16 protein-coding genes are annotated in these 18,020 nt (G+C 60.7%); 6 read left to right on the forward strand and 10 right to left on the reverse strand.

What is annotated here, in order from left to right; translation table 11 throughout:
* Window positions 1-47: 47 nt before the first annotated feature.
* On the reverse strand, window positions 48-836 hold the full coding sequence (locus KCX59_RS12100; protein ID WP_091467709.1) for a GntR family transcriptional regulator: 789 nt from the start codon (window positions 834-836) through the stop codon (window positions 48-50).
* 157 nt (window positions 837-993) lie between these two features.
* Here KCX59_RS12100 and KCX59_RS12105 point away from each other — a divergent pair, with 157 nt between their 5' ends.
* Window positions 994-1,287, forward strand: coding sequence for an HPr family phosphocarrier protein (locus tag KCX59_RS12105; protein ID WP_178992669.1), 294 nt, complete (start codon window positions 994-996; stop codon window positions 1,285-1,287).
* A 118-nt stretch (window positions 1,288-1,405) separates the two neighbouring features.
* On the opposite strand, the gene KCX59_RS12110 is transcribed toward KCX59_RS12105, so the two are convergent.
* The 5 genes from KCX59_RS12110 to KCX59_RS12130 all read right to left on the reverse strand — a co-directional run bounded on the left by KCX59_RS12110 (window position 1,406) and on the right by KCX59_RS12130 (window position 6,584).
* Window positions 1,406-1,807 carry a cytochrome c oxidase subunit 4 gene (locus tag KCX59_RS12110; protein WP_017197598.1) on the reverse strand — a complete coding sequence of 134 codons (402 nt, stop codon included), beginning with the start codon at window positions 1,805-1,807 and terminating at the stop codon, window positions 1,406-1,408.
* The gene (gene ctaD, locus KCX59_RS12115; RefSeq protein ID WP_011774899.1) at window positions 1,804-3,528 is read right to left on the reverse strand and encodes an aa3-type cytochrome oxidase subunit I; all 1,725 of its coding nucleotides are present in this window, start codon (window positions 3,526-3,528) and stop codon (window positions 1,804-1,806) included. Before ctaD ends, KCX59_RS12110 begins: the two co-directional genes overlap by 4 nt.
* Window positions 3,529-3,538: 10 nt before the next feature.
* Window positions 3,539-4,411 (reverse strand): aa3-type cytochrome oxidase subunit II, encoded by an 873-nt coding sequence (gene ctaC / locus KCX59_RS12120; RefSeq protein ID WP_091467712.1) that lies wholly within the window; start codon window positions 4,409-4,411, stop codon window positions 3,539-3,541.
* 182 nt (window positions 4,412-4,593) lie between these two features.
* Window positions 4,594-4,986, reverse strand: a complete 393-nt coding sequence (locus KCX59_RS12125) for a HesB/IscA family protein (RefSeq protein ID WP_011774901.1) — start codon at window positions 4,984-4,986, stop codon at window positions 4,594-4,596.
* A 164-nt stretch (window positions 4,987-5,150) separates the two neighbouring features.
* Window positions 5,151-6,584 carry a dipeptidase gene (locus KCX59_RS12130; protein ID WP_179016569.1) on the reverse strand — a complete coding sequence of 478 codons (1,434 nt, stop codon included), beginning with the start codon at window positions 6,582-6,584 and terminating at the stop codon, window positions 5,151-5,153.
* A 134-nt stretch (window positions 6,585-6,718) separates the two neighbouring features.
* Here KCX59_RS12130 and KCX59_RS12135 point away from each other — a divergent pair, with 134 nt between their 5' ends.
* Complete coding sequence (locus KCX59_RS12135; protein ID WP_017197596.1) at window positions 6,719-7,312, forward strand: DUF3043 domain-containing protein; 594 nt, start codon at window positions 6,719-6,721, stop codon at window positions 7,310-7,312.
* Window positions 7,313-7,392: 80 nt separating this feature from the next.
* On the opposite strand, the gene KCX59_RS12140 is transcribed toward KCX59_RS12135, so the two are convergent.
* The gene (locus tag KCX59_RS12140) at window positions 7,393-8,472 is read right to left on the reverse strand and encodes a quinone-dependent dihydroorotate dehydrogenase (protein WP_179016568.1); all 1,080 of its coding nucleotides are present in this window, start codon (window positions 8,470-8,472) and stop codon (window positions 7,393-7,395) included.
* Window positions 8,473-8,540: 68 nt separating this feature from the next.
* On the opposite strand from KCX59_RS12140, the gene KCX59_RS12145 reads away from it, so the two are divergent.
* The 3 genes from KCX59_RS12145 to KCX59_RS12155 are packed head-to-tail and all read left to right on the forward strand — an operon-like array spanning window position 8,541 to window position 12,328.
* Window positions 8,541-10,223 carry an FAD-binding dehydrogenase gene (locus KCX59_RS12145; protein WP_179016567.1) on the forward strand — a complete coding sequence of 561 codons (1,683 nt, stop codon included), beginning with the start codon at window positions 8,541-8,543 and terminating at the stop codon, window positions 10,221-10,223.
* Between the two features lie 9 nt (window positions 10,224-10,232).
* Window positions 10,233-11,258, forward strand: a complete 1,026-nt coding sequence (locus KCX59_RS12150; RefSeq protein ID WP_178992665.1) for an alpha/beta hydrolase — start codon at window positions 10,233-10,235, stop codon at window positions 11,256-11,258.
* Window positions 11,255-12,328 (forward strand): alpha/beta hydrolase, encoded by a 1,074-nt coding sequence (locus KCX59_RS12155; RefSeq protein WP_179016566.1) that lies wholly within the window; start codon window positions 11,255-11,257, stop codon window positions 12,326-12,328. The genes KCX59_RS12150 and KCX59_RS12155 overlap by 4 nt, the downstream gene beginning before the upstream one ends.
* 15 nt (window positions 12,329-12,343) lie before the next feature.
* Here the strand turns inward: KCX59_RS12155 and KCX59_RS12160 are convergent, their stop codons facing one another.
* From KCX59_RS12160 to leuA, 3 genes are all read right to left on the reverse strand, one after another.
* Window positions 12,344-13,168, reverse strand: coding sequence for an isoprenyl transferase (locus KCX59_RS12160; protein ID WP_178992663.1), 825 nt, complete (start codon window positions 13,166-13,168; stop codon window positions 12,344-12,346).
* Between the two features lie 2 nt (window positions 13,169-13,170).
* Entirely contained in the window at window positions 13,171-13,923 is a 753-nt protein-coding gene (gene recO / locus KCX59_RS12165) for a DNA repair protein RecO (protein WP_091467725.1), read from the reverse strand.
* Between the two features lie 82 nt (window positions 13,924-14,005).
* Entirely contained in the window at window positions 14,006-15,745 is a 1,740-nt protein-coding gene (gene leuA, locus KCX59_RS12170; protein ID WP_091467727.1) for a 2-isopropylmalate synthase, read from the reverse strand.
* Window positions 15,746-15,994: 249 nt separating this feature from the next.
* Between leuA and KCX59_RS12175 the strand changes: the two genes are divergently transcribed.
* Window positions 15,995-17,947, forward strand: coding sequence for a M13 family metallopeptidase (locus tag KCX59_RS12175; RefSeq protein WP_179016565.1), 1,953 nt, complete (start codon window positions 15,995-15,997; stop codon window positions 17,945-17,947).
* The last annotated feature ends 73 nt before the right edge of the window (window positions 17,948-18,020 follow it).

Below are 18,020 nucleotides of genomic sequence, written 5' to 3' on the forward strand. Positions count from 1 at the left end.
GTCTGCTCTATTTCGCCAGCCTGCAGGGCATGCGGGCAGCTCAAGGTCTACTGTGTGCGGTACCCCGACGAGTAGTTGCGCGTGGGACGAATTCCCGGGCGCTGCAAGGGAACCCACAGTTTGTAGCGGTCCGCACGGTAGTACGAGACGGAGTAGTCAACCATTGCACGGGCAACGAAGGCGTGCCGCTGAATCTTGAGTAACGGGGCGCCGACGTCGACGTTGAGAAGCCGGGCAGTTGACGGCGACGCAGCAGTCGCCTCAATCATGTCCTCACCCCACTCCATCACCAAGCCGAAGCGTTCGCTCAGAACGTTGTACAGCGACGTTGGCGGTGCCTCGTCGAGCAGTCCAGGCACCCGATGGGCCGGAATGAAGTTCTCATCCACGCTCATGGGTTCGTTATCGGCCAACAGCAGACGCCTGAACCGCACCAGGGGCGTGCCCTCGTCCAGTTGCAGCTCCCTGGCGAGGAAAGCACTTGCCGCAATTTGTTCGAAGCTCAGTACCTTTGCAGCGGGCACCATTCCGCGACGCTGCATTTCCTCGCTGTAGGAAGTCAACTTCACCTGCAAATCCAGCTTTGGCTTCCTGACAAAGGTTCCAAGGCCCACCACACGCTCTATGACTTCTTCGCCAACCAGGGCATCAATAGCCTGACGGACTGTCATCCTGGCCAGCCCGAACCGTTCCGACAGATCCCGCTCGGAAGGGAGCGCAGACCCTGGAGGGCAGGACTGGGCAATAAACGTGCGCAGAATCTCACGGAGCTGAACGTAGATGGGCGTCCCGCTGGTACGGTCAATTTCGCCGGCAATGCTTGCTGCCTCAGCCACGGCAGACTTCCAGCCATTGAGTCATGCTTCAAGGATAATTCAGCATGGCCGGAGGTCTAGACCACCGAGGTGCCATGTGGAATGCGCGGCGCCCCGGCGGCTACGCTGGTATGGATCAATTTTCAGACGGAAGTTCCGTCGTATCAAAGGAGCTGGGTTGCCGGAGCAGAGAACCTTCGTTGCCGCTGAAATCGGGCTGCACGCACGGGCAGCCGCAGTATTTGTTCGTGCTGTCACCGAAACGGGACTGCCGGTGACGATTCGCAAGCCCGACGGCGACCCGGTGGACGCCCGTTCCCTTCTGGAAGTGATGACCGAAGATTTCGGACATGGGTGCGAAGTCTTCCTCGCAGTAGCTCCAGACGCACTCAGTGGCGATCAGAGCCTTCCGGAAGCCGAGAATGCCCTCCTAGCTCTTTCCGCCGTCCTGGAGGGCGCACAAGCCCACTGAAACCACTCTCAGCTTGATGTGAAGACCCACTGTGATGCGAATGAGTTACCGCACATCGAAGACTTAACGACGATGGGCCCCACCTTCCGGTGGGGCCCATCATTGTTATACCAACTAGTTAGTGGGCGTGATCGCCACGGCTGTACTCGAAGACCCAGCCAACCAAGGCAATCAAGGCAAGTCCGCCGGCAACGTACGTCACCCAGAACCCAATGGCGAGACCGAGGAAGCCTCCTGCGCAAGCCAAACCAAGGACCAGCGGCCACCAGCTCCAGGGGCTGAAGTGACCCTGCTCGCCAGCTCCCTCGTGGATCTCTGCGTCGGGACGGTCTTCGGGTCGAAGGCCGATTCGCTTACCAGTGAATCCGAGGTAGGCACCGATCATGCCTGCAAGGCCACCGACCAGGAGGATGCCCAGGACGCCGACCCATTCATTCCATTCCGTCAGGAAACCGTAGGCGATGGCTACGGGGACGAAGAAGAAGACTCCGGCTCCGAAGAGCCACGATTCGATTTTCATTTGCTGACGTCCCTTTGGTCGGCGTTACCCAAAACGGCTGCTGCGGGTGACGGGGCCTCGGCGGTGTGAACCTGGGCCAACTCCGGGTGGTGAAGGTCCAGGGCCGGGCGCTCGGAGCGGATACGGGGCAAGGAGGTGAAGTTGTGGCGCGGCGGCGGGCAGGAAGTTGCCCACTCCAGCGAGGCACCGAAGCCCCACGGGTCATCCACTTCTACCTTTTTGTTGCTGCGCCAGGTGATGTAGACGTTCCAGAAGAACGGCAGCAGGGAAGCACCCAGGACGAAGGAGGAAATAGTGGAGAACTGGTTCATCCACGTGAAGTTATCCTGCGGCATGTAGTCGGCGTAACGACGCGGCATACCCTCAACACCCAACCAGTGCTGGATGAGGAACGTGCCGTGGAAGCCGAGGAACAGCAGCCAGAAGTGAATCTTGCCGAGGCGCTCGTTGAGCATCTTGCCTGTCCACTTGGGCCACCAGAAGTAGAACCCTGCAAACATGGCGAATACGACGGTACCGAACACAACGTAGTGGAAGTGCGCCACAACGAAGTACGAGTCAGATACGTGGAAGTCCAGCGGCGGCGAGGCCAGGATGATGCCGGTGAGACCACCGAAGAGGAAGGTCACGAGGAAGCCGATGCTCCAGAGCATGGGCGTTTCAAACGTAATGGAGCCCTGCCACAGCGTTCCGATCCAGTTGAAGAACTTCACACCGGTTGGAACTGCGATGAGCATGGTCATGAAGGCGAAGAACGGCAGCAGCACGGATCCGGTCACGTACATGTGGTGGGCCCACACGGTGACGGATAGTGCGGCGATGGCGATCGTCGCGTAGACCAGACCCTTGTAGCCAAAGATCGGTTTGCGGCTGAAGACCGGGAAGATCTCGGACACGATGCCGAAGAACGGCAGCGCGATGATGTACACCTCGGGGTGGCCGAAGAACCAGAACAGGTGCTGCCAGAGGACCGCACCGCCGTTCTCGGGGTCGAAGATGTGGGCACCGAAACGGCGATCCGCACCGAGTGCGAACAGCGCTGCAGCCAGCGGCGGGAACGCCATCAGTACCAGGATGGCCGTAACAAGCGTGTTCCACGTGAAGATGGGCATGCGCCACATGGTCATGCCGGGTGCACGCATGCAGATGATGGTGGTGATGAAGTTGACAGCACCAAGGATGGTACCGAAGCCTGACAGAGCAAGGCCGAAGACCCACAGGTCACCACCGACACCGGGACTGAAAGTTGTGTTCGAGAGGGGCGCGTAAGCAAACCAACCGAATGATGCAGCACCCTGGGGGGTGATGAACCCGGACACGGCAATGGTCGAACCAAAGAGGAAGAACCAGAAGGCCAAAGCGTTCAGACGCGGGAAGGCAACGTCGGGCGCGCCAATCTGAAGCGGCATGATCACGTTGGCGAAGCCAGCAAACAGCGGTGTAGCGAACATCAGGAGCATCACGGTGCCGTGCATCGTGAACATCTGGTTGTACTGCTCTTTGGTCTGCAGAATCTGCATACCAGGCTCGAACAATTCAGCGCGGATCAGCAGCGCCATGACGCCGCCGAGGCAGAAGAACACGAACGACGCAATCAGGTACATGTACCCGATGGTCTTGTGGTCCGTGGAGGTGATCCAGTTGACGACAATGCGTCCCTTGGATTTAGGAACTACGGGGGCTTCTAGGACCCCCGGTGCGGATTGAGTGTACGTAGCCACGTCGCTCCCCTTACTTGGTTTCGTTCAGGTTCGGGTTGCGGTCATATTCCGCACCGAGCAGGCCCGTGTTGCCATCCTGGCGCAGCTTCTCCATGTGAGCCTGGAATTCAGTCTCGGAGACAACCTTCACGCGGAAGAGCATTTCGGAGTGGTATTCACCGCAGAGTTCGGCGCACTTGCCATCGAAAGTGCCCTCCTTGGTGGGGGTGAACCTGATGTAGTTCGTCTTGCCGGGAATCATGTCGCGCTTCTGAAGGAAGGCGGGAACCCAGAAGGAGTGGATGACATCGCGGGAGTTCAGCTCCAGGTCCACGGACTTGCCAACCGGCAAGTACAGGGTGGGGAGAAGTTCCTTGTTGACCTCGGCACCGGTCAGATGGGCTTGAACGCCGGCCTCGTGGAGGTCTTCGTTGATGACCTCACCCTTTTTGTAGTTGAAGTCCCAAGCCCACTGTTTGCCGCGGACGTCAACAACGACGTCGGCGGGCTGCGAGCGGTCATCGATCGCACGCTGGTCCTGGTCGGTGAAGTAGAAGAACACCAGCACCATGAACAGCGGGATGGTCAAGTAGAAGACCTCGAGCGGCAGGTTATAGCTGAGCTGCTTGGGGAAACCCGTGGTGCCCTTGCGGCGACGGTAAGCGATGATGCACCAGACCAGAAGGCCCCACGTGATAATACCGACTGCCAAGGCGGCGATCCATGAGTTGACCCAGAGGTCCATGATCCGGTCAGTGTGGTTGGTCGTGCCGCGCTCTGTAGGCAGCCAACCCTTCTCTACCTCTGGTGAACATCCGGTCAAAACCAACGCGCCGGCTAGTGCCAAGCCAGTGATCGATGTGATCTTTATGCGTCGGCTGCCGGTTCGGTTCTGCGAACTCACAGACGGCCCTTCCTCTTGTTGCTGTCTCCCGGCAGGCCGAAGGCTCACCGGGCACACTAAAAGTTTTACTACCCGATGTAGAGCTTACCGCTATCACGCGGTTTTCGCGCACATGTCGGCGCCGTGGCTCCGAACGGTTTCAAACCGCGCGAAGAGGCGCCGACATGCGGCGATGGCTCACATCAGTGGAATGAATCGCCGCAGGCGCAAGACCCGCCGGCGTTTGGGTTGTCGATGGTGAAGCCCTGCTTCGAAATGGTGTCTTCGAAGTCGATGCTTGCGCCGCTGAGGTAAGGAACGCTCATCTTGTCCACTACGACCTCAACGCCGTCGTAGTCGCGCACAGCGTCTCCGTCGAGCAGGCGCTCATCGAAGTAAAGCTGGTAGATCAGCCCCGAGCATCCTCCGGGCTGGACTGCAACGCGCAGCCGAAGGTCTGTGCGCCCTTCCTGCTCGAGGAGGCTGCGGACCTTGCCTGCGGCGACGTCGGTCAGATTGACCTCGTGCGTGGCCAGTTCGTCGTCGTTGGTGACGAGCTGTGCTCCGGTGCTGTTTTCGTTGGTTGCAGTGCTCATTGGCCTACCTTCTTATGAAGCTCCTGGCGGCGGCGCCGGAACGCTGCCTGCCCTTACCCAATTACGTACGGGTTATAGCTAATGCTACGTCGCGCAGACGCTTAGCTATAACTCCTGACGTAACCACAGACAGCATTCCGTTGTTCCCGGCGCGCCGTGGGAGCTTACTCCACCAAGCCCTCGGCGTTGAGGCGGGCCAGCATCAGGGCTTCGGCCAACACCGCGTGCCGGAAGTCTCCGATGTGCAACGATTCGTTGGCACTGTGCGCGCGGGAATCGGGGTCCTCCACACCTGTCACGAGGATCTGGACGTCCGGATACATCTCCAAGAGGTCGGAGATGAACGGGATGGAGCCACCGATGCCCATTTCCACGGGTTTGACGCCCCATGACTCACCCAGCGCCCACAGTGCCACCCGCGCCGCAGCGGAAGTCGTATCGGTGGAGAAGGCATTACCCCTCTCCCCCGGCGTGAACGTCACCTTTGCACCAAAAGGCGCATTGGATTCAACGTGCTGCTTCAGGGCCGCCATTGCCGCTTCGGGATCCTGGCCCGGAGCCAAACGCATGCTGAATTTTGCGCGGGCCGCCGGTATGAGGGTGTTCGAGGCGACATCGACAGCCGGGACGTCCATACCGATGATGGACAACGCGGGCTTGGTCCACAGGCGGGAGGCGATGGTTCCGCTCCCGGCGAGCCTCACGCCGTCGAGCACTGAGGCATCGGCGCGATAGTCCGCTTCGGTGAGGTCCACTGCCGCCTCGTCACGGCCCACAAGTCCGGCTACCGCAACGTTCCCATCATCGTCGTGAAGCGTGGCAATGAGCCGGGACAAGAGAGTAGGAGCATCGAGCACCGGGCCGCCGAACATGCCTGAGTGCACGGCATGCTCGAGGACGCGCACTTCGAAGGTGCCGTCCACCAAACCCCGAAGGCTGGTGGTCAGGGCAGGAACGCCCACTTTCCAGTTACTGGAGTCGGCAACAACAATCACATCTGCCCGGAGAAGTTCCTGGTGCTCCTCAAGGAATGTCCGGAAAGTGGGCGACCCCGCTTCTTCCTCACCTTCGAAGAACAAGGTCACGCCGAGCCCGAAATCCTCCCCCAGGACCTTAGTGACAGCACTGTATGCGGCCAGGTGCGCCATGATCCCTGCTTTGTCGTCGGCAGCGCCGCGGCCGTACAACCGGCCATCACGTTGTTGGGCGACGAACGGTTCCGACTTCCAGAGGCTCCGGTCCCCGGGAGGCTGGACGTCATGGTGCGCATAGAGCAGGATGGTCGGCTTGCCTTCGGCGGCAGGTCGGCGCGCGACGACGGCAGGACCACCGGGCGTACCGTCGCCCTTGTTGCAGCGAAGGATGCGGACGTCCTCCATGCCGGCTTCCTTAACCAAGGAAGCCACGGCGTCAGCGCTTCGATCCAGTTCCTTGGGATCGAAGCTTGGCCATGCAATCCCCGGAATACCCACCAGCTCTTCCAGTGACGCGAGTGTGTTCTCAAAAGAGTCGTTGACCGCCGTGGTCAGTGCCTCGACCGGAGTGGAGTCGGGGTGCCCTTGCTTGTTCGGCGGGATCTCCGCATGTGCTGAAGTCATGGGCCACACTTTACCGCCGGGGATTCTCCCGCCGCAGCAGGCGCAGCCCAAGCCATGGGGCTTGATGCAGGGCAAAGGGCTCGAGCAACCGGACACGTAACGTGCGCCACCTTCTTGAGGGGTATTCTGTATGGGTGTTCGGACGCAAAAAGGAAGAGCCCAGCGCTCAATCAGTAGTAGATCAGGCCTACGCCACCGCACCGGAGTCCGGTGCGGGAAAAGGCGCCCCAACGCCCAAACGGAAGGACCAGGAAGCGGCCCGCAAGCGCCCTTTGGTTCCCAACGACCGTAAGGCCTCCAAGGCAGCGGAAAGGGTAGCCATCCAGGACCAGCGGCAGAAAATGCGGCAGGCCCTCGATACAGGTGACGAGAGGTTCCTCCCCCTTCGCGACAAGGGGCCTCAAAAGCGTTACACGCGTGACTACGTGGACGCTCGGTTCAGCTTGGGCGAGTACCTCATGTTCGGCGCTTTGCTGTTCGTCGTAATTTCCCTGATCATTCCGCCCACCAGCGCCGGCATCAGCTACGTCCTTATTGGATTCTGGATCATGTTCCTCGCTGTCTTCGTGGACGTCTTCATCCTGTCGCGCAAGCTTCGCAAGCGGCTAACCGAGAAGTTCGGCGAAGTGGAACGGGGCTCCATCTGGTATGGATGCATGCGTGCCCTCCAGTTCCGCAAACTCCGCCTTCCCAAGCCCCAGGTAAAGCGCGGGCAGTACCCCGCCTAGGCGCCGGAAACCCAGGCACCCCAACCCTTGCATTCAAGAAGACCCCGGACCACTGGTCCGGGGTCTTCTTGTAGCTGGTATCAGCGAGCTGCCCGCTGACGAAGTTTCACGAGGCCCTTGTTGATGCGCGAAGCCCAAAAAGGTCCTTCATAGAGGAACGCTGTATAACCCTGCACCAGAGTCGCTCCAGCGTCCAAGCGGTCCTGAACATCCTGCGGCGTCTCCACGCCACCCACCGCAATGAGCACGAGCTGGTCCCCCACAGAGTTCTTGAGCCTGCGCAATACATCCAGGGAGCGCTGCTTCAGGGGTGCTCCCGACAAGCCGCCCGCACCCAGGGACTCCACCTTCGCGGCGTCGGAGACGAGCCCATCACGCGAAATCGTGGTGTTGGTGGCAATAATCCCATCGAGCTTCAGGTCCAGCGCAAGGCGTGCGACGTCGTCGACATCATCATCGGACAGGTCCGGCGCGATCTTGACCAGAAGGGGTACATGCCGGCCGGCAGCTTCGTCCGCAGCGTCGCCAACAGCCCGCAACAGGGGACGCAGCGTCTCCACATTCTGCAGCAAGCGCAGCCCCGGCGTATTCGGAGAACTAACATTGACCACCAGGTAGTCGGCTGCCGGCGCCAGGCTACGTGCACTCACCAAATAGTCCTCGGTAGCGTCGTCGAGCTCAACCAGCTTGGTCTTGCCGATGTTCACCCCAATAACCGGCCGGACGTCGGGGTATTGCCGCTGCAAAGCAGCCCGTGCTGACTTGAGTCTCGGCGCGACTGCTGCGGCGCCGTCGTTGTTGAATCCCATGCGGTTGATGACCGCTTTGTCCTCAATCAAACGGAACAGGCGGGGCTTTTCATTGCCTGGCTGCGCCTGGCCGGTGATGGTCCCCACCTCCACATGTCCGAAGCCGAGCTCGGATAAGGCTTCAATGCCGTGACCCTCTTTGTCGAAGCCTGCTGCCAAGCCGAAAGGAGACGGAAAGGTGAGCCCCAGCGCTTCCGTCCGAAGGGAAGCATCAGGAGCTGTAATCCTGGACAAAATCCGGCCGGCTCCGGAACGGTGGGCCGCCCGGATGCCTTGGAAGCCGATCTTGTGGGCTTTCTCGGCATCCATCCAGGAGAAGGCCAACTTGAAGAATGTGGGGTAAACACGCATGGTCCTAGTTTTCCCGCTTACAGACAACTCACCAAACCCGTGACCCGGCCTGCCGCTAGCATGTAGGCATGCCGCCGCAAAATCGTGACGCAGATCATGGAAGCCAAAAGGTCGCTGCCGACGTCGTAGTAGTGGGAGCCGGGTTGTCCGGGCTGGTTGCCGCGGCGACGGCCTATGCCGCCGGCAAGACAGTGGCTGTCCTGGACCAGGAACCGGGGGCATCCGTGGGCGGTCAGGCGCACTGGTCCTTTGGCGGCCTCTTCATGGTCAACACGCCTGAACAGCAGCGCCTGGGTGTCAGGGACAGCACAGAACTCGCCCTTTCGGACTGGCTGGCGTCGGCCGCTTTTGACCGCTCCGTGGACCAGCAGGCCCGGGACTGGGCCGAGGCTTATGTCCACTTCGCCTCAGGTGAGAAGCGGTCATGGCTACGGAGCCTGGGGGTGGGCTTTTTTCCTTTGGTGCAGTGGGCTGAACGCGGCGGCTACGGGCCGCAGGGCCACGGCAATACCGTGCCCCGGTTCCACGTCACGTGGGGCACGGGACCGGCGCTGGTTGAACCGTTCCTCGCCAAGGTGCTGGAGGGCGTTGATACCGGCAGGGTCGGCCTTCACTTCAGGCATCGGGCTTTGTCGCTGACGACGACGGCGGGCAGGGTCACCGGCGTTTCCGGCGACGTTCTGCAACCGTCGACGGCGGTCAGGGGACAAGCATCCGGCCGCGTCGTCATGGGGAGCTTTGAGGCAACGGCGGGAGCCGTGGTGGTGACCACTGGCGGCATCGGCGGCAATCACGCCCAAGTGCGCCGGCAATGGCCGGACGACACGGCTCCCGACTACATGCTCAGTGGAGTACCAGCTTCAGTTGACGGCGAGTTCCTGTCCGCCGTGGAATCCTCGGGAGCTGCCCTGGTCAACGGCGACCGCATGTGGCACTACCCCGAAGGAATCCACAACTATGATCCGGTGTGGCCCAAGCATGGAATCCGCATCCTGCCCGGCCCATCCTCCCTTTGGCTCGACGCCGAAGGACATCAGCTGCCGGCGCCGCTCTTTCCCGGCTTTGACTCACAGGGAGCGCTTCGGCACATAGTCGGGTCGGGACATGGGTATTCGTGGTTTGTCCTCAACCGCACCATCGCACTCAAGGAACTGGCCCTCTCCGGGTCCGAGCAGAACCCGGATCTCACAGGCAAAGATTTCCGGCTGCTCGCAACGCGGCTCCGGCCTGACAGCGACGCGCCCATTCAGCGTTTCATGGACAAGGGTGTTGACTTTCTCCAGGCGGCAACGCCTATGGAGCTTGCTTCACGCATGAACCACCTCACAGGAAGCTCCTTGATCGACGGCGACGGGCTCGACTCACTGATCCGGGCCAGGGACAGCCAGGTAGCCAGCAGACTAGGCAAGGATCCGCAGTTGTCAGCTATCAGGGCATCACGGCGGTTTGCAACCGACAAACTCATGCGGGTGGCTCGCCCGCATCGTTTGACTGACCCTGCGCACGGACCCCTGATTGCCATTCGGCTGTCTGTACTGACACGTAAGAGTTTGGGCGGTCTCACAACCGATCTGCGCTCAAGGGTGCTGGACGATGAGGGGAACAACATCCCGGGCCTCTATGCGGCCGGAGAAGCTGCCGGATTCGGTGGAGGCGGTATGCACGGGTATCGGGCTTTGGAAGGAACATTCCTCGGCGGTTGCCTCTTCACGGGGAGGGCCGCGGGCCGGGACGCCGCCGCCAGTGTCTAAGCTAAAGCCATGGAGTGGACGGCTGACATCCTGGGAACCGACTTCCAATCCTGCAGGGTTGACGCCCCAGGGCCGGATGGCGTGTTCCGGCGCGCCACCTTGATTCGGCACAGGGTCGAGTCCAAAGACCAAGCTGACAGCGACGCCTACTCAGCGCCGAAGCGCTACGGTGCCGTACTTTTCCTGCACGGTTGGAGCGATTACTTTTTCAACACCGAGCTGGCCCGCTTCTGGGCACAGCAAGGCTACGACTTCTACGCCCTGGACATGCACAACCACGGCCGGAGCCTACAGGCCGATATGCCCGGCGGCTACGTGGCCGACTTGGCCGACTACGATGGCGAAATTGAGAAGGCCATCGAAATCATTCGCCACGACCACACTGCCTCCTCAACTGGAAGCCTGACGCTGATGGGCCATTCAACCGGAGGACTGGTTGCGGCGCTTTGGGCCAGCCGCCACCCGGACGACATCCAATACCTGATTCTCGACAGTCCATGGCTGGAGATGCACGGTAGTTCATTGGTGCGGCGCGCAGCGAACGCCATGGTGTCCCCGATCGCAAGGATCCGCCCGGAGATGGTTTTGAGGTTGCCGGAGCGGGGCTTCTACTTCCGGAGCATCAGCAGCACTGCTGAAGGGGAATGGACCCTGGATGAGAACTACAGGCCTCCGCTCGCTTTCCCTGTCCGGGCAGGTTGGTTGAGCGCTGTCTTCGCAGGCCATTCGCAAGTTGCCCGCGGCTTGAAGCTGGAGATGCCTGTCCTTGTGCTGACGTCCACCACCAGCGCCAATGGCATGGTGTGGCAGGAATCGATGCGCCGATCGGACGCCGTCCTGGACGTTAGTGTCATTGCACTGCGCGCGATGGCCTTAGGCCGGACAGTTACCTTGGAACGCATCGACGGAGCCCTCCATGACGTCTTCCTTTCAGCGCCGGCAGTAAGGAAGGACGCTTATTCACGACTTGCCCGGTGGGTCAAAGGATTTATGGACAACAACGAGCCGGATCGTCGGCGGGAGGGGGACGCATGACCACCACAGAGGAGTCGGTTTCACTATGGCAGCCCGACGTCCTCGGCCAAGGCTACGAGCGCATGGATTTGCCCTTGAAAGCCGACGAGGAGGGGCCAGTAAAGGCGACCCTCATCAGGCATGCACCGCCCGTGGCCCATCCGTCCCAGCAAGGCGTGCTTGATTTCCTGGCTTCCTTTACCAAGCGCAAACGACGCCCCGCCCCATCTGATCCCGGCGGAGCCCCGAAGGTGGTCCTCTACCTGCACGGATGGGCGGACTACTTTCTACAGACGGAGCTGGCCGAGTACCTCACGGCGTCAGGATTTCACTTCTATGCCCTGGACCTCCGGAAATTCGGCCGCAGCCTGCTACCGGGACAGACACCCGGCTACACATCCGATCTTGGCGTATACGACGAAGACCTCGCCGCAGCCTTACGTGAGATCGAACGGGACGTAGCCACAAGGACAAATAACGCGACGCCGCCCACTATCCACCTGCTCGCCCACTCCTTGGGCGGCTTGATCGCGGCCCTTTGGGCCGATCGTAATCCCGGCCGAGTGGGAACGTTGGTACTGAATTCTCCATGGCTGGAACTGCAGGGAAGCAGCCTGGTCCGAAGTATCGCCATGCATCTGGTGGAACCCTTTGCCCGGACCGATCCAAAACGTCCTTTCAGGTTCCCGGAAATGCCCGCATATTGGGAAAGTGTCAGCAACGAGGCACATGGCGAGTGGATGCTGGATCCGGTGTGGCGTCCGCGGGCTTCGTTTCCTATCCGGGCCGGATGGACAAAAGCAGTTCTAGCGGGCCACGCCGCGGTAGGGCGCAAGCTCAACATAGACGCCCCGGTGCTTGTGCTTTTGTCCGGGAGGACCAGGATCCAGGCCGAATGGACTCCCGACCTCATGCGTGCCGATGCCGTCATCGATGTTGAAGAAACGTCGCGGCGGGCGCTTGGTCTTGCCCGGAGGACCGCTGTTTTCCGCTATCCCGGCGCCCTGCACGACGTGTTTCTGTCAAGGCGCACAGTCCGCCAACAGGCATACCGTGACGTTGCCGTGTGGCTGGGGGCCTACCCGTACTGAGTTAACGTGTATGTGCTACTTGACAGCGGGCGCCGCGTCCACGGCCCCTCCGTAGCGGCGGTCGCGTTTGGCATAAATTTCGACGGCGTCCCAAAGGGTCCGCCGATCCACATCCGGCCACAACGTATCCATAAAGACGAACTCCGCATAAGCCGACTGCCAAAGAAGGAAATTGGATAGCCTCTGCTCCCCCGAACTGCGCAGGAAGAGATCCACATCGGGAAGGTCCGGTTCGTCCAAGTACTTTTGAATGGTCTTCTCCGACACCGACCCCGGCTTCAACCGGCCAGCGGCGACGTCGTGCGCGATTGCGGAAACGGCGTCGGCAATTTCTGCACGCCCACCGTAATTAACACACATGGTCAGCGTGCAGGTGTCATTGGCTCGGGTGTAGTCCTCTGCCTCTTCCAGCTCCTTGATGACCGATCCCCACAGGCGGGGCCTGCGGCCAGCCCAACGGATGCGGACACCCCACTCATCGAGTTGGTTGCGTTGGCGGCGTAGTACATCCTTGTTAAATCCCATGAGGAATCGAACTTCCTCCGGTGATCGGCGCCAGTTCTCGGTGGAGAACGCATACACACTGACGTACTTGATCCCGAGTTCGATCGCTCCTGCCATGACGTCCAAGAGCGCAGGCTCGCCGGCCTTGTGTCCCTCTATCCGAGGGAGGCCCCGCTGATTAGCCCAACGCCCGTTGCCGTCCATGACTATGGCCACGTGCTGCGGAATGAGCTCACTCGGAATACTCGGCGGCAGAGCTCCGGAAGGGTGTCCATAAGGGGCAATCACCGGGGCAGTCCTCGCCGCTGTTGATTTACTCTTCTTTCCAAGTACCACTGTCAGCTTCGCTCCACGTGTTTGAGTGATTTCAGGGCTCGTTCAAGATGCCACTGGAGGTAACTGGCAACCAAGCCGGCAGCCTCCCGCCTGTGCCGCGGATCCGAAGCATCAGCGACGCTCCAATTGCCAGTTAGTAAGGCGCCCAGCAACAGTACTGTCTCCGGCGCCGGAGCCGGAGAGCCCGGGGGCCTGCAGTCGCCGCACACCATGCCGCCAACGGGGGCGGCAAACGCTGTATGAGGACCGGGACGGCCACATCGTGCACAATCAGTGAAGCTTGGTGCCCACCCACCGGTGGCCAGCGCCCGCAAAAGATAAGAATCAAGAATAAGCTCGGGTGGATGGTCCGAACGGCTCAAGGCAGCCAGCGCACCAACCAGCAGATTATATTGGGCGGTCCCTGATTCGGTATCAGCATCCGTGAGCTTCTCGGCAGTCTCCGTCATGGCTGCAGCCACAGTGAACCGCCCATAGTCGGCCGCGATACTACTTCCGTACGCACCCTTCGCCACGGCCTGGGTCACAATGTCCAAGGTCCGGCCCGAGACCAGTTGCAGGTCCGCCACCATGAAGGGCTCCAGCCGCGCCCCGAAACGGCTACTGGTCCTGCGAACACCCTTGGCAACGGCACGAACCTGACCATGGTGTTTGGTCAGCAGAGTGATGATTCGATCCGCCTCGCCCAGCTTGTGGGTACGAAGCACCACGGCATCGTCCCGATAGGACCGCGCTGCAAACGACGGATTGGCCACAACTAATCTTCCCACTATGCCTGGTCCGGCAGTGTTCGCCGGACCGTGTGGTGACGGTATTTCCCGTCACCACACGGTGGGCTTAGGCCTGGGCGTCCCGGACGGCCCGGTTCACTGCCGAGATCAATGCCTTGAGGGAGGACGTGGTGGTGCTGGGGTCAATTCCGACACCCCACAAAACGCGTTCTCCGACAGCACATTCAACGTATGCCGCAGCACTGGCACTGCCGCCTTCGGACAGGGCGTGCTCGCTGTAATCGAGCACCCGCACGTCAACGCCATCGTGGTGGAGTATGTCCAACAGGGCTGCAATGGGACCATTGCCATGGCCGGTGCGGCGGACTTCGACGCCGTCGATCCGCAGGTTTGCGTTCATGGTCATGGCGCCCGATTCATCCGTCTCGGTGCTCACGCTACCCAGTCCATAGCGACCCCACTGAGCCTGCTCTTCTTCGGAGGGCAAGTACTCATCCTGGAAGATCTGCCACAGCTGGGCACCGCTGACCTCGCCGCCCACGGCATCGGTACGACGCTGGATGACTCCGGAGAACTCGATCTGTGCCCGGCGGGGCAAATCCAGGTTGTGCTCGTTCTTCAGCAGGTAGGCCACGCCGCCCTTGCCGGACTGCGAGTTAACCCGGATAACAGCTTCATAGCTGCGACCGAGGTCCTTGGGGTCGATGGGCAGGTAGGGAACCTGCCAGGTGAAGTCGTCAACCGACTTCCCGGCAGCAGCAGCGTCCTTCTCGAGCGCCTCAAAGCCCTTCTTGATGGCATCCTGGTGCGAACCGGAGAAGGCCGTAAAGACGAGGTCGCCACCGTAGGGCGAACGCTCCGGGACCGGCAACTGGTTGCAGTACTCCACAGTGCGGCGTATCTCATCGATATCTGAGAAATCAATCATGGGGTCTACACCCTGCACGAACATGTTGAGCCCCAGCGTCACCAAGTCGACGTTGCCGGTACGTTCGCCGTTGCCGAACAAGCAACCTTCAATGCGGTCGGCGCCTGCCAGGTAACCCAGCTCAGCTGCAGCTACGCCGGTGCCGCGGTCGTTGTGCGGGTGGAGGGAGATGATGATTCCCTCGCGGGGGTGAAGGTTCCTGTGCATCCACTCGATGGAGTCTGCATAAACGTTGGGGGTTGCCATTTCCACCGTGGCCGGCAGGTTGATGATGACCTGCTTGTCGGCAGATGCCTCAAAGACATCAGCAATGGCGTTGCACACGCGGGCGGCATACTCGAGTTCGGTTCCCGTGAATGACTCCGGTGAGTACTCATACGTGATGTGCGTGTCCGTCAGGGTCTCTTCATACTTCTTGCACAGACGCGCACCCTGCAGCGCAATATCCAGAATGCCGTCTTCGTCCTGGTTGAATACAACGCGACGCTGCAATACGGACGTGGAGTTGTACAGGTGGACGATAGCCTGCTTGGCGCCGACCAGGGATTCGTAGGTGCGTTCAATCAAGTGTTCACGCGCCTGCGTCAGAACCTGGATGCTGACGTCGTCCGGAATATGACCGCCCTCGATGAGCTGGCGAACAAAGTCGAAGTCAGTCTGCGACGCTGAGGGGAAACCAACCTCGATTTCCTTGTAGCCCATCTTCACGAGCAGCTGGAACATCTTCAGCTTGCGTGCCGGGCTCATGGGGTCGATCAGTGCCTGATTGCCATCGCGCAGGTCAACTGCGCACCAACGCGGAGCCTTGGTGATGACCTTGTCCGGCCAGGTGCGGTCCGGAACCTCGACGCTGATCTGGTCCTGGAACGGCAGGTAGCGGTGAATCGGCATACCGGAGGGCTTTTGTGCATTACGCATGACGTGTGGCCTTTTCTCTAAGAACTAAATGAAAGCTTAGCCGGACACAACGGAACTCCGCGGCGAGGATGGCCCAGCTTCAGATAGCTTTCAGGCCCCGCCGCGGCAGCTAAGAAGAAGCATCGCCGTACGCACAAATTCACACTAACACGATGCGTATGATGACAGTGCAACACCTCATGCAACGTCCACTATGCAGACGCCGCGACGGTGGAAACGCCGACTGCAGCGTCCACACAAGGAGCCACAGTGCCACAGTCGGGGATCTCTCTTTCCAACATCGATCACAGCGTCCGGCCCCAGGACGACCTCTATCAGCACGTCAATGGTGCGTGGCTCAACAGCACAACGATTCCGGACGACAGGCCGCTTGAAGGTACTTTCACGGCTTTGCGCGATGGCGCGGAGCTGGCCGTGAAAGCGATTATCGAAGAGGCGGCCGCCAAAGGCGGGTCAGCCACCGGCGTCGAACAGAAAGTTGGCGGAGTCTACGCGAGCTTCATGGACGAAGAAGCAGCGGAGGCGAAAGGGATGGAGCCCGTGCGAGGCCGTCTTGATGAGGTTCGCGAGGTGGGCTCCCCAGCGGAACTGGCTGCCCTGATCGGACGATTGTTCCGCTCGGACGTCTCCGGGCTCTTTTCGATCTACCCCGCACCGGACGCTGGCAACCCGGATCGCATTCTCCTTTATATCGGACAAGGGGGCCTGGGACTGCCGGACGAGTCATACTACCGCGAAGAAAAGTTCGCGGCCATCGTCGCGGCCTATGGCGACTACATTGCCAAGCTGTTCAACCTCGCAGGCATCCCCGACGCACAGGCTGCCTCCCACCGCATCGTCGCACTCGAAACCGCTCTGGCATCCCACCACTGGGACAATGTCACCCTGCGGGATCCCCAGAAGACCTACAACCTCAAGACCGCGGCTGAAGCCGTGGAACTGTTCCCCCTGCTCGACACCTGGTTCCAGGCGGCAAGGGTGGAACCAGCCAAGCGACGTGAAATCGTGGTGAGCACGCCGGACTTCTTTGCTGGCGCGGCAGCTTTGCTGGAATCCCAGCCCCTGGAAACCTGGAAGGAGTGGCTGACCCTCCGGGTTCTCAGTTCGGCTGCGCCCTATCTTTCGTCCGCGTTCGTTTCCACGAACTTCGACTTCTACGGCACCACGCTCAGCGGTACGCCGCAGAACAGGGAACGGTGGAAGCGGGGAGTGGCCGTTGTTGAAGCGGCCCTCGGCGAGGCAGTCGGCCAGATCTACGTTGACCGGCACTTCCCTGCCGGACACAAAGCAAGGATGGAGACTCTGGTCTCAAACCTGATCGAAGCTTATCGGGAGAGTATTTCTTCCCTCGGATGGATGGGCGAGGAGACCAAGAAAGAGGCACTGAAGAAGCTGGACGCGTTCCGTCCAAAGATCGGTTTCCCGGACAAATGGATCGATTACTCCGCCGTGGAAATCGATCCGACGGATCTCCTCGGCAACGTGGAGCGCGCCCATGACGCGGATGTTGACCGGCACCTGGACGAGATCGGTAAGCCGGTTGATCTGACGAAATGGCTCATGACGCCGCAGACCGTCAATGCCTACTACCATCCGATGCTCAACGAGATCGTTTTTCCCGCGGCTATCCTTCAGCCACCCTTCTTTAACGCAGATGCGGATGACGCTGTGAACTACGGCGGAATCGGCGCGGTGATCGGTCATGAAATCGGCCATGGTTTCGACGACCAAGGGTCCCAATTCGATGGCAGCGGCGCACTCCGCAATTGGTGGACTGAAGACGACCGTACAGCCTTCGAAGCCCTGACGGCGAAATTGGTTGCCCAGTACGACGCTCTGTCCCCCTACGCTGCGCCCGACCATAAGGTCAACGGCAAGCTGACTCTGGGCGAGAACATAGGCGACCTCGGAGGCCTCACTATTGCCTACAAGGCCTATCTCCTGAGCCTGAACGGAGCCGAGCCTGAAGTCCTGGACGGCTTCACGGGCTTCCAGCGGTTCTTCATGTCGTGGGCTGCCGGTTGGCGCCAGGTGATCCGCACCGAAGAAGCGATCCGGAGACTGGCTACGGACCCCCACTCCCCCAACGAGTTCCGCACCAACGCCATAGCCCGCAACCTCGATGCCTTCCACGAAGCCTTCGACGTGACGGAAGCCGATGGCATGTGGATGGAACCCGGGGAACGCGTCAGCATCTGGTAGTGCCCGGAAGCTCAACGGCCGGCCAGTTGAAGAACTGGTCGGCCGTTGTTGTGTTCGGCTAAAGCAGGGAATC

This window comes from Paenarthrobacter nitroguajacolicus (assembly GCF_051027655.1).
In the GTDB taxonomy this organism is placed as follows: Bacteria; Actinomycetota; Actinomycetes; order Actinomycetales; family Micrococcaceae; genus Arthrobacter; species Arthrobacter nitroguajacolicus.

Coding starts and splice junctions, on each gene's coding strand:
- KCX59_RS12110 (WP_017197598.1), bottom strand. CDS start 1,807: ATGAAAATCGAATCGTGGCTCTTCGGAGCCGGAGTCTTCTTCTTCGTC.
- KCX59_RS12125 (WP_011774901.1), bottom strand. CDS start 4,986: ATGAGCACTGCAACCAACGAAAACAGCACCGGAGCACAGCTCGTCACC.
- KCX59_RS12130 (WP_179016569.1), bottom strand. CDS start 6,584: ATGACTTCAGCACATGCGGAGATCCCGCCGAACAAGCAAGGGCACCCC.
- KCX59_RS12140 (WP_179016568.1), bottom strand. CDS start 8,472: ATGCGTGTTTACCCCACATTCTTCAAGTTGGCCTTCTCCTGGATGGAT.
- KCX59_RS12145 (WP_179016567.1), top strand. CDS start 8,541: ATGCCGCCGCAAAATCGTGACGCAGATCATGGAAGCCAAAAGGTCGCT.
- KCX59_RS12150 (WP_178992665.1), top strand. CDS start 10,233: ATGGAGTGGACGGCTGACATCCTGGGAACCGACTTCCAATCCTGCAGG.
- KCX59_RS12155 (WP_179016566.1), top strand. CDS start 11,255: ATGACCACCACAGAGGAGTCGGTTTCACTATGGCAGCCCGACGTCCTC.
- leuA (WP_091467727.1), bottom strand. CDS start 15,745: ATGCGTAATGCACAAAAGCCCTCCGGTATGCCGATTCACCGCTACCTG.